The organism is Gordonia sp. SMJS1, assembly GCF_029866425.1.
Taxonomy (GTDB): domain Bacteria; phylum Actinomycetota; class Actinomycetes; order Mycobacteriales; family Mycobacteriaceae; genus Gordonia; species Gordonia hongkongensis.
In genome coordinates, this window is record NZ_CP123381.1 from 4052421 (window position 1) to 4065991 (window position 13571).

The following is a 13571-nucleotide window of genomic DNA, read 5'->3' on the forward strand; positions in this document are numbered from 1 at the left end:
CTAGCCCTCCTGCTTCTCAGCCGCACCAGCGGTGGCCTCGGCGGGAGCGGCTTCGGCCGCGCGAGCGGCGTCGGTGCTCGTCGCAGTGGTGCCCGAGGCACCGCTACGCCGGGGCCGGCTGGGCCGGCGCGGACGGCGATCCTCGGCCGCCGGAGCGGCCGCGGCCAGCTCACGACGTCCACCGACGATGTCGCCCTTGTAGATCCACACCTTCACGCCGATCCGGCCGAAGGTGGTCTTGGCTTCGTAGAGTCCGTAGTCGATGTCGGCGCGCAGCGTGTGCAGCGGCACGCGACCCTCGCGGTAGAACTCACTGCGGCTCATCTCAGCGCCGCCCAGACGACCCGAGCACTGGACCCGGATGCCCTTCACGTTCGGCTGACGCATCGCCGACTGGATCGCCTTGCGCATCGCGCGGCGGAACGCCACACGGTTGCTCAGCTGCTCGGCGACGCCCTGGGCCACCAGCTGGGCCTCGGACTCGGCGTTCTTGACCTCGAGGATGTTCAGCTGGACCTGCTTACCGGTCAGCTTCTCCAGGTCGCCGCGGATGCGATCGGCCTCGGCGCCGCGGCGACCGATGACGATGCCCGGACGCGCGGTGTGGATGTCGACGCGAACCCGGTCACGGGTGCGCTCGATCTCCACCTTGGCGATGCCGGCCCGCTCGAGCCCCGTGGAGAGGAGCTTGCGGATGGCGACATCCTCTTTGACGTAGTCCGCGTACTGCTTGTCGGCGTACCACCGCGACTTCCAGTCGGTGGTGATGCCCAGACGGAAGCCGTGCGGGTTGATTTTCTGGCCCACTACTAGGCTCCCTTCTTCTTCGGCTGACGCGAACGGCCACGGCCGCCGGCTGCCTTCTCCGGCAGGCTCTCCACGACCACGGTGATGTGGCTGGTGCGCTTGCGGATACGGAACGCACGACCCTGCGCGCGCGGCTGGAAGCGCTTGAGGGTCGGGCCCTCGTCGGCGAACGCGGTGGCGACGACCAGGGTCCGGCGATCCAGATCCAGGTTGTTCTCCGCGTTGGCCACGGCACTCGCCAGGACCTTGTACACGGGCTCGGACGCCGACTGCGGTGCGAACCGCAGGATGTCGAGGGCCTCGTCCACGTTCTTGCCGCGGACCAGGTCCAGGACACGACGCGCCTTCATCGGCGTGACGCGCACGAACTTGGCGGTCGCCTTTGCTGTCGGATTATCGGTCTGCGTAGTCATTACCGGCGCTTCGCTTTCCGGTCATCCTTGATGTGACCCTTGAAGGTACGGGTGGGGGCGAACTCGCCCAGCTTGTGCCCGACCATCGAATCCGAGATGAACACCGGCACGTGCTTGCGGCCGTCGTGGACGGCAAAGGTGTGACCGATGAAGTCGGGAATGATGGTCGAACGACGGGACCAGGTCTTGATGACCTGCTTGGTGCCCTTCTCGTTCTGGACATCCACCTTCTTCAGGAGGTGGTCGTCGACGAACGGGCCCTTCTTGAGGCTGCGTGGCATTCTCTTACCTCCTCCTGTTATCGCTTGTTCTTGCCGGTACGACGGCGGCGGACGATCAGCTTGTCGCTGGCCTTGTTCTTGCGGGTACGGCCCTCGGGCTTGCCCCACGGGCTGACCGGGTGGCGACCACCGGAGGTCTTGCCCTCACCACCACCGTGCGGGTGGTCGACCGGGTTCATGACGACACCACGGACGGTCGGGCGCTTGCCCTTCCAGCGCATACGGCCGGCCTTGCCCCAGTTGATGTTGCTCTGCTCGGCGTTGCCCACCTCGCCGACGGTGGCGCGGCAGCGCACGTCGACGCGACGGATCTCGCCGGAGGGCATACGCAGGGTGGCGTAGGTGCCTTCCTTGCCCAGCAGCTGGATCGACGATCCCGCGCTGCGGGCCATCTTCGCGCCGCCACCCGGACGCAGCTCCACGGCGTGGACCTGGGTACCGGTCGGGATGTTGCGCAGCGGCAGGTTGTTGCCGGGCTTGATGTCGGCGGTCGAGCCGCTCTCGACGACGTCACCCTGCTTCAGGCCCTTGGGCGCGATGATGTAGCGCTTCTCGCCGTCGACGTAGTGCAGCAACGCGATCCGCGCGGTGCGGTTCGGGTCGTACTCGATGTGAGCGACCTTGGCGTTGATGCCGTCCTTGTCGTTGCGACGGAAGTCGATCAGACGGTAGGCGCGCTTGTGGCCGCCACCCTTGTGACGAGTGGTGATGCGGCCGTGAGCGTTTCGGCCACCACGCCCGTGCAGCGGACGCACCAGCGACTTCTCCGGGTGGTCACGGGTGACCTCGGCGAAGTCGGAGCCGCTGGCCCCACGACGACCCGGGGTCGTCGGCTTGTACTTACGAATAGCCATGAGTCTCTAGTCCTTCTCTGGGCGCCCCGGTCAGCTGACCGAGCCCCCGAAGATCTCGATGGGCTTGCTGTCTGCGGTCAGCGACACGATGGCGCGCTTGGTGGACTTGCGCTGGCCGTAGCCGGTGCGGGTCCGCTTGCGCTTGCCCTGTCGGTTCGCGGTGTTGACGCTGGCAACGCTGACACCGAAGATCTTCTCGATCGCGATCTTGATCTCGGTCTTGTTGGACTCCGGGTGCACCAGGAAGGTGTACACGTTGTCCTCCATGAGCCCGTAGGACTTCTCCGAGATCACGGGCGCCAGGATGATGTCGCGCGGGTCGGCAACGGTCGCCATGTCAGGCCTCCTCTGCTGTCTTCTCGACGGCAGCCTTGGCATCCGCCGTGTTCTGCTCGATGAAGGCATTGAGCGTCTCGACGCTGAACACCACCTCGTCCGAATCCAGGACGTCGTAGGTGTTGAGCTGATCCGGCGCGATCGGCAGCACGTTCTGCAGGTTCGCGACACTCAGCCACGCCGTCAGGTCCTCGCGGCCGAGCACAACCAGGAACTTACGACGATCGGAGAGGCTCTCCAGGAACTGACGCGCCGACTTGGTCGAGGGCTTCTGCCCGGAGACCAGTTCGGTGATCACGTGGATGCGCTCGTTACGAGCGCGGTCGCTCAGCGCACCGCGCAGTGCGGCCGCCTTCATCTTCTTGGGGGTGCGCTGGCTGTAGTCGCGCGGCTGCGGGCCGTGGACGGTGCCACCGCCGGCGAACTGCGGCGCGCGGGTCGAACCCTGACGCGCACGGCCGGTGCCCTTCTGGCGGTACGGCTTGGCGCCACCGCCGCGGACCTCGCCGCGGGTCTTGGTGGAGTGCGTGCCCTGGCGTGCCGCGGCCTGCTGGGCCACGACGACCTGGTGCATCAGCGCGATGTTGGCCGGGGCGTCGAAGAGCGCGGCGGGCAGGTCAACGGTTCCGTTGGTCTTGCCGTCGGCGGTCTTGACGTCCAGCGTCAGCTTGGTAGCCGTCTCGGTGCTCATTTGGCACCACCCTTCACTGCGTCGCGAACCATCACGATGCCGCCCTTGCGACCCGGGATCGCTCCCTTGATCAGCAGGAGACCGGCCTCGGCGTCCACCTTGTGGACGGTGAGGTTCTGCGTGGTCACCTTGTCGTTACCCATGCGGCCTGCCATGCGCATGCCCTTGAACACGCGACCCGGGGTGGCGCAGCCACCGATCGAGCCCGGAGCGCGGTGCACGCGGTGGGCACCGTGGCTGGCGCCCAGACCGGCGAAGCCGTGACGCTTCATGACGCCGGCGAAGCCCTTGCCCTTGGAGGTGCCGGTGACGTCGACCAGCGCGCCGTCGGCGAAGATCTCGGCGGTCAGTTCCTGACCGACCTCGAACTCGGCGACGTCGTTGACGCGGATCTCGGCCAGGTGGCGGCGCGGGGTGACCCCGGCCTTGCCGAACTGACCGGCGACCGGCTTGGTCACCTTGCGGGGATCGACGGCACCGTAGGCGAGCTGGACGGCGGTGTAGCCGTCACGGTCCGCGGTGCGGAGCTGGGTGATCACGTTCGGGCCGGCCTGGATGACAGTCACCGGGACGACGCGGTTGTTCTCGTCGAAGACCTGGGTCATGCCGAGCTTGGTGCCCAGGATGCCCTTGGTCGAACTCTGATTGCTCATGTGTTATCTCGCCCCCGTCCTACTGGATGTTGACGTCGACGCTGGCCGGCAGATCGATGCGCATGAGCGCGTCGACCGTCTTCGGTGTCGGGTCGAGGATGTCGATGAGTCGCTTGTGGGTACGCATCTCGAAGTGTTCGCGGCTGTCCTTGTACTTGTGCGGCGAACGGATGACGCAGTACACGTTCTTCTCGGTGGGCAACGGCACCGGGCCGACGACGCGTGCCCCGGTACGGGTCACGGTCTCCACGATCTTGCGCGCCGAAGCGTCGATCGCCTCGTGGTCGTAGGCCTTGAGCCTGATGCGGATCTTTTGTCCCGCCACGCTGTGTCCTCTTCCGTCAGTTGTTCTCGACAGACAAACACCGCGTGATCTGGACCGACCTCTCGCCGGCTGAGCACATGACCACCGTGTGAGATACGGCAATCGACGCTGTTCATCTGTCGTTGTACGTTGGCTCGCACCTGGTACGAGCCGGTTTGCTCCGGCACCCGCGGTCGGGCGTGTCGGGACCGTGAACCGATATCGGGGCACGCGTTACACGCCCAGTCCCCGTAGACCGGGCCTGGGAGTCATTCACCTGATCGCGACCGCGGGTCTGGCACATGGCACAACCTGCGTCCGCCGGTCAAGGCAACCCGAACAGTATGCATCAGGTCGGGAGCACGATCAAATCAGCGCCGATGACCGTCGGCAGAACCTTACCTGACCGATGAGTAAGATACCGCCATGAGTTCCACGAACCCAACCTTCGCCCTGCGCAAGAAGCTGCCCGCCAATCCGCTGGGCAACGTCCTCTTCTCCCTCGGCATGGTCGCGAAGGTCCCGTACTTCGGCACCGTCCTGCCTCTCGTGCAGGAGATGGAGCCCGGCTACTGCAAGGTCACTGCACCCAACTGGTTCGGCGTCCACAACCACATCGGCACCTTCCACGCGATCGCGGCGTGCAACCTCGCCGAGGCCGCGATGGGGATGCTGATGGAGGCCACCACGCCCACCACCCACCGTTGGATTCCCAAGGCGATGCAGACCAGCTATCTGACGAAGGCCACAACGCGCCTGACCGCCGAGGCGCGACTGGCCGACCCCGTCGACTTCGACGCGATCACCACCGGCACCGACGTCACCGTGTCGGTGAGCATCGTCGACACCGAGGGCGTCGAGGTCGTGCACTGCGACATCACCACCTGGGTGACGCCGAAGTAGTCGCCCCGCCCGGGGTGCCGTCCCGACCGGCTGCTCCTAGGGTGGGAGGATGCCTCCGCCCGGGGCACCAGGGCACCAGCGGCATCGGAGTACGACAGCTAACGAGGAGGACCACCGACCCATGTGCGGAATCTGCGGCGAGATCCGGTTCGACGGGACCGCTCCGGATGTCTCGGCGGTCGACGCCATGACCTGCGAGATGACGCGTCGCGGCCCTGACGGCTCGGGCGTCTTCTCGAAAGGCGCTGTGGCGCTCGGTCATCGGCGCCTGAAGATCATCGACCTGACCGAAAAGGGCAGTCAGCCGATGATCGACCCGGCACTCGGCCTGGCGTTGGTCTTCAACGGCTGCATCTACAACCACCACGAACTGCGCGCCGAACTCGAGGGCAAGGGCTACACGTTCTTCTCCCACGCCGACAGCGAGGTCATCCTCAAGGCGTTCCATGCCTGGGGCCCGACTGCGTCGACCATTTCATGGGCATGTTCGCGTTCGCCGTCGTCGACACCGACACCGGCGTGGTCACCCTCGGACGGGACCGGCTCGGCATCAAACCGCTCTACCTCGCCGACACCCCCGGTCGACTCCGGTTCGCCTCGTCGGTGCAGGCACTCCTGCGCGCCGGCGACGTCGACACCTCGATCGACCGGGTGGCGTTGCACCACTACTTCAGCTTCCATGCCGTCGTCCCGGCACCCCACACCATCTACAACGGCATCCGGAAGCTGCCGCCGGCCACCGTCATGACCATCCAGCCCGACGGACGCCGCACCGAACGCCGTTACTGGGAACCGGCTTTCGAACCGCATCCCGACCGCCGGGACTGGGACGAGAAGCGATGGCAGCACGAGCTGCTCGACTCGCTGCGGACGTCCGTGCGCAGGCGGATGGTCGCCGACGTCCCGGTCGGCGTGCTGCTGTCCGGGGGCGTCGACTCCTCGCTGGTGGTCGCGCTGCTCGCCGAGCAGGGTCAGACCGACCTCGCGACCTTCAGCATCGGATTCGATTCCGCGGCCGGGGAATCGGGGGACGAGTACGCCTACTCCGACCTCATCGCCGACACCTTCGGTACCGACCATCACAAGATCCACATCGGGACCGACCGGTTGCTGCCCGCGATCCCGGATACGGTCGCGGCGATGGGCGAACCGATGGTCAGCCACGACTGCGTCGCGTTCTATCTCCTGTCGCAGGAGGTCAGCAAGTCCATCAAGGTGGTCCAGTCCGGTCAGGGCGCCGACGAGATCCTCGGCGGGTACAGCTGGTATCCCCCGCTGCTGGACGTGACGAGGGAGAAGACGACGCGCGCGTACGCCGACGTGTTCTTCGACCGCGACGATGTCGACATCCGCGGCATCCTCGCCGACGACTACCTCACCGAGGCCGGTTACGACCCCAGCTTCGAATTCGCCTGGGCCCACCAGTCCGCACCGGGCGCGGCCACCGCCGTCGACGCCGCCCTCCGCCTGGACACGACCGTCATGCTGGTCGACGACCCGGTCAAACGCGTCGACACCATGACGATGGCCTGGGGCCTGGAGGCCCGCGTCCCGTTCCTCGACCACGAGTTCGTCGAACTGGCCGCCACATGTCCCCCCGATCTCAAACTCGCACATGGCGGCAAGGGGGTCCTCAAGGAGGCGAGCCGGGCGCTGCTGCCGTCGGCGGTCATCGATCGCACGAAGGGGTACTTCCCGGTGCCGGGTATCCGCCATCTGACCGGCGGCGTCCTCGATCTCGTGTCGGACACCCTGCGGTCGGAGGCGGCGCGCGACCGCGGCCTGTACCGGCCCGAGGCCCTCGACCGACTGTTCGCCGATCCCAACGGGATCCGCACGAGACTCGACGGCAACGAGCTGTGGCAGGTCGCCCTGCTGGAGATGTGGTTGCAGACGATGGAAGCGAACGCCCGACGGTGACCGCTCTGCGTTTCGACGACCGCGGCTGGAAGACCTACGGCGCCTCGCTCTCCCCCGACGGGAGTGCCTTCGCCTACATCGTCGACGAGGGCACCGGTTATCCGCGGGCCGCGCAGCGATCGCTCTCGCGGGACGGCGTCGGCGAGTTGCGCTGGGTGCAGCTCCGATCCACCGGTCCGGTCCGAAAGGTGGTGCACTCCACGGACGGTCGCTGGCTCGCAGTGGAGATCGCGCCGAGCGGCGGTGAGCACCACCAGGTGTGGGTCGTCACCACCGATCCCGACGACGACACCGCCCATCGCATCGCCGCGACGCGCCCCGACGGGCGATCGTTCGGCACGGTGGGCCTGGTCGGCTGGGACACCGACTGGGTCCTGATCACCGCCATCGATCAGGACGGCACCTCCCACGCGCTCCGCGTGCATCCGGGGACCGGGACGACACTCACCCTCGATCAGCGCGTCGGCAGCGTGCTGATCGACTCGTGGAAGGGTGCCACCCTCGTCCGAGTAGGTCCGCGGGGCTATCACGACATGCTGCTGTTGCGCCGCCGCCCCGAGTCGGGTGACGACGAGATCACGATGACCCCGCTGCTGCCACAGGATCCGGGCGCGGTCACCGATCAGGGTTACCTCCTCGACCAGGGTTTCGATCACTCATCCCTGGTGTTCGTCCCCGCCCCGAACGAGCCGGCGCGGGACCTCGACAGTGTCCAGGCGCTGGTGCGCAGCGATTTCGACGCCAAGTTCCCGCGGCTTCTGGGAGTCGAGGTCAGCAAGTTCGGCGTGCGCTTCCGCGTGATGGCCCAGCGCGTCGACATCGGGCTCGACGAGTTCGCGGTCAGCCACGACCAGTCGACAGTCGCCCTGCTGTGGAATGTGCGGGGCTGCAGCGAGTTGCAGATCCTGACCCTGCCCGATCAAACCCTGCACCCGCCCATCGAACTGCCCGGCGAGGTGGCCTCCGACCTGTCCATCAGTGCCGCGGGGTCGGTCGTGACGGTGACGGTGTCGAGCCCGCAGCACTCCCCCCTCGTCCATCTCGTGGATGTCGCCAACCGGCAGGTGTTCCCGGTCCGCGACGACGTCGTCGCCGGCGAGGGTCCCTCGTGTCTGCTCCGGCCCGAACTGATGGAGTTCTCGGCGCGCGACGGTATGCCGTTGTCCGGCTTCCTGTTCCGCGCCAAGCGGACCGCCGGCACGGCCGCGCCCGGCCCCACCCTGCTCTACTTCCACGGCGGACCGAGGGCGAGTCGCGCCCGGACTACCAGTTCCTGTTCGGTCCCCTCGTCGACGCCGGGATCACGGTCTTCGCCGCGAACGTCCGCGGGTCGTCGGGATACGGCCGGTTGTTCTCGCACGCCGACGACCGATACGGACGGTATGCCGGGATCGACGACGCCGCGGACTGTGCCGAGTTCCTGTGTCGACAGGGCATCGCCGACCCCGACGCGGTCTACTGCTCCGGCCGTTCGTACGGCGGATATCTGACCCTGGCATGCCTGACCTTCCATCCCGACCTGTTCGCCGCCGGGATCGCCATCTGCGGCATGAGCGACCTGGAGTCGTTCTTCCGCAACACCGAGCCGTGGATCGCGGTGGCGGCCTACACCAAGTACGGACATCCGGAGTTCGACCGTGAACTCCTCGCCGACCTGTCGCCGATCCACCGGATCGACGCGGTGCGCGCGCCGCTGCTCGTCGTCCACGGAGCGCACGACACCAACGTGCCGGTGAGCGAGTCGCAACAGATCGTCGCCGAACTCCAGGCACGCGGCGCCGTGGCCGAGATGCTGATGTTCGACGACGAGGGTCACGAGATCGTCAAGCGGCACAATCAGCATCGGCTCACCGAGGCGGTCGCCGACTGGATCGCGCGTCACCCGTCCCGGACCCGGTCATCTCGATGAACAGGCGGATGACCGACCGCCTGCTCGCCCAGCTCGCCGAGACGCGTTCGCCCAACACACGTGCGAATGTGCTCGAGGAACTACGTCGACTGATCCTGTCCGGTGGCGCGCCCCGGGGACCCAACTCCCGCCGGGCGAGATCGCCGACGCCTTCGATGTCAGCCCGATCCCGGTCCGCGAAGCCCTGAAGACGCTGGTCGGCGAAGGCCTGGTGGTGCACCGTCCCGGAGCGGGGTACCGGGTGAGTCAGCTGTCCACCGAGGAGCTACGCGAGATCTACTTCGTCCGAGGCACTCTCGAACAAGCAGCACTCGCCCGGTCGGTCGGCCTGATCGACGAGTCCTCCCTGGAGACCGCACGCGCACGCCACATCGAGCTGCTCGCGGCGGTGAAGTACAACGACGGCAAGGCTTTTCACGACATCTCCCGCGAGTTCCATCGCGCTCTCACCGAGCCGTGCGCGATGCCGCGCCTGCTCAACATGTTCGAGGCGACCTGGAATCTCACCGAGCCGTTCCAGGTGATGAGATCGGTGACCGCCGAGACCCAGCAGGCACTCAACACCGACCACGCCGACCTGCTCGCGGCGTTCGGCGACCGAGACACCACTTCGGTCCTCGACGTCGCGCACCGTCACCACCAGCGCCTAGAGAGCGCCGTCATCGAGACCGCCGCACTCCTCGACGTCCGCCACGACTGAGCCCCGGCGAAATATATCTGCCCGTTCATCGCGGGGTAACAATCCGTTCTTACATTTCTCCCATCAGCGTGCGCCCCGTACGACTTCCGACCCCGGCCGCTGACCAGGACCAGGAGAACGCCAATGTCCACACCACCCTCCGGGACGCCCGGACCGCAGGTACCCGCGGCCACGTCTCACACCGGCGCCGCCGGTGAGAGCGTCATCAAGTCCACCTACGACGATCGGCTCACCAACACCGATCTCGCGCCACTGAAGGAACAGAAGTGGACGTGGTACAACATCTTCGCCTTCTGGATGTCCGACGTGCACAGCGTCGGCGGCTACGTGTTCGCGGGAAGCCTTTTCGCGCTGGGCATCGCGGCCTGGCAGGTGCTGGTGGCGCTCGTGGTGGGCATCGTGGCCGTCAACATCCTGTGCAACCTGGTCGCGAAGCCGTCCCAGATGGCGGGCGTTCCCTACCCGGTGACGACCCGGGTCTCGTTCGGCGTAAAGGGCGCCAACATCCCGGCGATCATCCGCGGCGTGATCGCGGTCGTCTGGTACGGCATCCAGACCTATCTCGCCTCAGTCGCTTTCGGGCTCCTGGCGCTGAAGTTCTGGCCCGGACTCGAACCCTGGGGCGATGTCGAACAGCATGGTTTCCTCGGCCTGTCCGCGCTCGGCTGGGCGGGTTTCATCCTGATGTGGATCCTGCAGGCGTTCGTGTTCTGGAACGGCATGGAAACCATCCGGAAGTTCATCGACTTCTGCGGTCCCGCAGTGTATGTCGTCATGATCGCGCTGGCGGCCTACCTGGTCGTCGAGGCCGGTTGGGACGACGTGAGTCTCGACCTGTCGGTCGGCGACGGGCTCTCCGGTTGGTCGTCGTTCACGATGATGATCAGCGCGATCGCACTCGTGATCTCCTATTTCTCCGGTCCGATGCTCAACTTCGGTGACTTCTCGCGGTACGGGCGCACTTTCGGCGAGGTGAAAAAGGGCAACTTCTGGGGCCTGCCGGTCAACTTCCTCTTCTTCTCACTCCTCGTGGTGTGCACGGTCTCCGCGGCGGTCACGGTCATCGGCACCGACGAGGACGGCAACATCATCACCGATCCGGTGCACATCGTCGATCGCATCGACAACACGACCGCCGCGGTGCTGGGCGTGCTCACCTTCGCCATCGCCGCGATCGGGATCAACATCGTCGCGAACTTCGTCTCGCCGGCGTTCGACTTCTCAAATGTCGCGCCCACCAAGATCAGCTGGCGAACCGGCGGCATGATCGCGGCGGTCGGCTCGGTGCTCATCACGCCGTGGAACCTCTTCAACAATCCGACCGCGATCCACTACACGATGGACACCCTCGGCGCGGTCATCGGTCCGCTGTTCGGCATCCTCATCGCCGATTTCTACCTCGTCAAGAAGCAGAAGATCGAGGTGGACGAGCTCTTCACCATGAGGCCCGAGGGCGCCTACTGGTACCGCAACGGCTGGAACCCGGTTGCCGTCGGCGCCACCGCCATCGCGTCGATCCTCCCGATCGGTGTCGTCATCTTCGGCACCGTGTATCAGGCCAGCTTCACATGGTTCATCGGCGCGGGCATGGGCATGCTCCTCTACTGGCTCGGGATGAAGTTCGTGCCGACCCGCCTGATCTACGGACCCGCGGCGCTCGCTCGCATGACCGCTGACATCGAAGTGATGTCGGCGGAGCCCGAGACCGCGGGAACGCCGACCACAGAAGCCGCGTCCACCGTGCCCGGGGGCAGCACCCGGAACTGACGGGCGGTGAACCACCGGGCCGCGCGAGCATCTCGCGCGGCCCGGTCTGCTGTGTGTGCGGCTTCCGAACCCACCGCCCACCCCTGACGCATCCATTGTGCCATTGACAAACGGCACGGTTGCTGATGGTGTGAGTTGATGCACACCAGGACGACTCCGACCCCGCTGCCGACCCGCGCGTCGGCACGGGCCACCGCGACCGCCCATGCGACGAGGTGGGGGCTCGGCACGTTCACCGGCGCGATTCCACTGAATCCGCTGGGCATCCGACTCTCGCGCGGTCTCATCGCCGCGATCATGCGCACGCTCGGACGTACGCCATCCGGAACAACCGTGTATCCGGTCCGCGAGAACGGCATTCGCGGCGAGTGGGTTCTCGGACCGGATGTCCGACGGGGGCGCCGCGCGATCTACTACGTCCACGGCAGCGCGTACAGCATCTGCTCGGCTCGCACACATCGGTCGCTGGCCGCGCGGCTCTCTTTCGCGACCGGGATACCGGTGTTCGTCGTCGACTACCGTCTGGCTCCCGAGCACCGATTCCCCACCGCCGCCGAGGACGTCGCCGACGGCTTCGACTGGCTGCTCCGCCAGGGCTTCCTCCCTGCCGACATCGTGGTCGCCGGCGACTCCGCCGGCGGTCATCTGGCCTGCGATCTGACCCTCCGACGCGCGGACGGCGGCGCTGCCCAACCCGCCGCGGTCGTCCTGTTCTCCCCGCTCATCGACCTCACCTTCGAGCTGGCGCGCACCCAGGAACGCATCCGGCGCGACCCGGCGATCACGGCTGCGGCTGCCGCCCGCCTGGTGGCGCTCTACACCCGCGACGTTGCCGCCGACGACCCGCGTCTCGCGCTGGATTTCGCGGCGGCACGGGATCTTCCACCGTTCCTCATCCAGGCGGGCGGCGCCGAGATGCTCAGCGCCGACGCCCGCCACCTGCACGAGCAACTCAGCGCGCACGGCGGTGACAGCCGGCTGGAGATCTGGCCGGGCCTGATGCACGTCTTCCAGGCCCTCCCCCGGCTCGGCCCAGAAGCCGACGCCGCACTGCGCCGGGTGGCCGAGTTCCTGGGCGACCGGGCGGCGGACCGGCCGTCTCCGGCGACGGCCCCGGCCTCACTCACCGAGGCGGACGCGTCATGATCACCGCGGTCGACGGAATACGGCGCCGGTTCCTCCGAAATCCGTTGTCGCAGAACACTCGCGCGCTCGTCACCGGTGCCGGGAGCGGGATCGGCCGTGCGTTCGCGCTCGAACTCGGCCGGCGCGGCGGCGAGGTGATCTGCGCCGACATCGACGAGACACGCGCCGACGAGACCGCGTCGCTGGTCACCTCCCGGACCGGGCGGGTGGCCCATGCGTTCACCTGCGATGTCGCCGACCGGGCCGCGATGGCCTCGCTCGCGGCGTTCACCCGCGACACCTTCGACGGTCCACCGACCCTCGTCGTCAACAACGCCGGAGTCGGCATCGGGGGCCGCCCGGTCGGCGACATCGGGTTCGACGACTGGGACTGGACGCTCGGGATCAACCTCTGGGGTGTGGTGCACGGGTGCGAACTCTTCGCACCGATGCTGCGCGAAGCGGGCCGCGGCGGGATCATCAACGTCGCGTCGGCCGCGGGTTTCGCCGCGGCGCCGGTGATGGCGCCCTACAACGTGTCGAAGGCCGGCGTGGTCTCGCTGAGCGAGACACTCGCCGCCGAGCTGGCCTCCGCCGGCGTCGGTGTCACGGTTCTGTGCCCCACGTTCGTCAAGACCAACGTGGCCCGCGACGGTCGGATCACCTCGGACGCACAGGATCTCGCCGGGACGCTGATGCGCTGGACCGGGGTGTCCCCGGCCGGCGTGGCCGCATCGACACTCGACGCCCACGATCTGGGACGTCTCTACGTCCTGCCGCAACTGGACGCCCGCGTGATCTGGCATCTCAAACGACACTTCCCGGCGTCCTACGTCCGCGGACTCGGACTCCTCAACCGCCTCCTGCCGTCGTCCTGACCCGGCGACCTCAGCGCACCGACCACACGA

Annotated in this window: 12 protein-coding genes and 3 pseudogenes; 7 read left to right on the top strand and 8 right to left on the bottom strand. The window is 67.2% G+C overall.

Features of this window, described 5'->3' with window-relative positions:
- The 8 genes from rpsC to rpsJ are packed head-to-tail and all read right to left on the bottom strand — an operon-like array spanning nt 1 to nt 4360.
- Complete coding sequence (gene rpsC, locus QAD21_RS18350) at nt 1-807, bottom strand: 30S ribosomal protein S3 (RefSeq protein WP_004020549.1); 807 nt, start codon at nt 805-807, stop codon at nt 1-3.
- A gap of 2 nt (nt 808-809) precedes the next feature.
- On the bottom strand, nt 810-1220 hold the full coding sequence (gene rplV / locus QAD21_RS18355) for a 50S ribosomal protein L22 (RefSeq protein ID WP_004020550.1): 411 nt from the start codon (nt 1218-1220) through the stop codon (nt 810-812).
- On the bottom strand, nt 1220-1501 hold the full coding sequence (rpsS, locus tag QAD21_RS18360; protein ID WP_004020551.1) for a 30S ribosomal protein S19: 282 nt from the start codon (nt 1499-1501) through the stop codon (nt 1220-1222). Before rpsS ends, rplV begins: the two co-directional genes overlap by 1 nt.
- A gap of 17 nt (nt 1502-1518) precedes the next feature.
- Nucleotides 1519-2355 carry a 50S ribosomal protein L2 gene (gene rplB, locus QAD21_RS18365; RefSeq protein ID WP_004020552.1) on the bottom strand — a complete coding sequence of 279 codons (837 nt, stop codon included), beginning with the start codon at nt 2353-2355 and terminating at the stop codon, nt 1519-1521.
- A 30-nt stretch (nt 2356-2385) separates the two neighbouring features.
- Entirely contained in the window at nt 2386-2691 is a 306-nt protein-coding gene (gene rplW, locus QAD21_RS18370) for a 50S ribosomal protein L23 (protein WP_058252341.1), read from the bottom strand.
- Between the two features lies 1 nt (nt 2692).
- Nucleotides 2693-3382 carry a 50S ribosomal protein L4 gene (gene rplD / locus QAD21_RS18375; protein WP_058252342.1) on the bottom strand — a complete coding sequence of 230 codons (690 nt, stop codon included), beginning with the start codon at nt 3380-3382 and terminating at the stop codon, nt 2693-2695.
- A complete protein-coding gene (rplC, locus tag QAD21_RS18380) occupies nt 3379-4035 on the bottom strand; it encodes a 50S ribosomal protein L3 (protein WP_058252343.1) in 657 nt (218 codons plus the stop codon). Before rplC ends, rplD begins: the two co-directional genes overlap by 4 nt.
- A 19-nt stretch (nt 4036-4054) precedes the next feature.
- On the bottom strand, nt 4055-4360 hold the full coding sequence (gene rpsJ / locus QAD21_RS18385; RefSeq protein ID WP_003938093.1) for a 30S ribosomal protein S10: 306 nt from the start codon (nt 4358-4360) through the stop codon (nt 4055-4057).
- Nucleotides 4361-4765: 405 nt separating this feature from the next.
- Here rpsJ and QAD21_RS18390 point away from each other — a divergent pair, with 405 nt between their 5' ends.
- The 7 genes and pseudogenes from QAD21_RS18390 to QAD21_RS18420 all read left to right on the top strand — a co-directional run bounded on the left by QAD21_RS18390 (nt 4766) and on the right by QAD21_RS18420 (nt 13541).
- Nucleotides 4766-5242, top strand: a complete 477-nt coding sequence (locus QAD21_RS18390) for a hotdog fold domain-containing protein (protein WP_277243388.1) — start codon at nt 4766-4768, stop codon at nt 5240-5242.
- A gap of 121 nt (nt 5243-5363) precedes the next feature.
- A pseudogene (locus tag QAD21_RS18395) lies at nt 5364-7162 on the top strand (N-acetylglutaminylglutamine amidotransferase).
- A pseudogene (locus QAD21_RS18400) lies at nt 7159-9071 on the top strand (prolyl oligopeptidase family serine peptidase). The pseudogenes QAD21_RS18395 and QAD21_RS18400 overlap by 4 nt, the downstream one beginning before the upstream one ends.
- Nucleotides 9072-9079: 8 nt before the next feature.
- A pseudogene (locus QAD21_RS18405) lies at nt 9080-9771 on the top strand (GntR family transcriptional regulator).
- 123 nt (nt 9772-9894) lie between these two features.
- Complete coding sequence (locus QAD21_RS18410; protein ID WP_280359949.1) at nt 9895-11538, top strand: NCS1 family nucleobase:cation symporter-1; 1644 nt, start codon at nt 9895-9897, stop codon at nt 11536-11538.
- Between the two features lie 138 nt (nt 11539-11676).
- Entirely contained in the window at nt 11677-12684 is a 1008-nt protein-coding gene (locus tag QAD21_RS18415; protein ID WP_226513864.1) for an alpha/beta hydrolase, read from the top strand.
- Entirely contained in the window at nt 12681-13541 is an 861-nt protein-coding gene (locus tag QAD21_RS18420; protein ID WP_280359950.1) for an SDR family NAD(P)-dependent oxidoreductase, read from the top strand. Before QAD21_RS18415 ends, QAD21_RS18420 begins: the two co-directional genes overlap by 4 nt.
- Nucleotides 13542-13571: the final 30 nt, after the last annotated feature.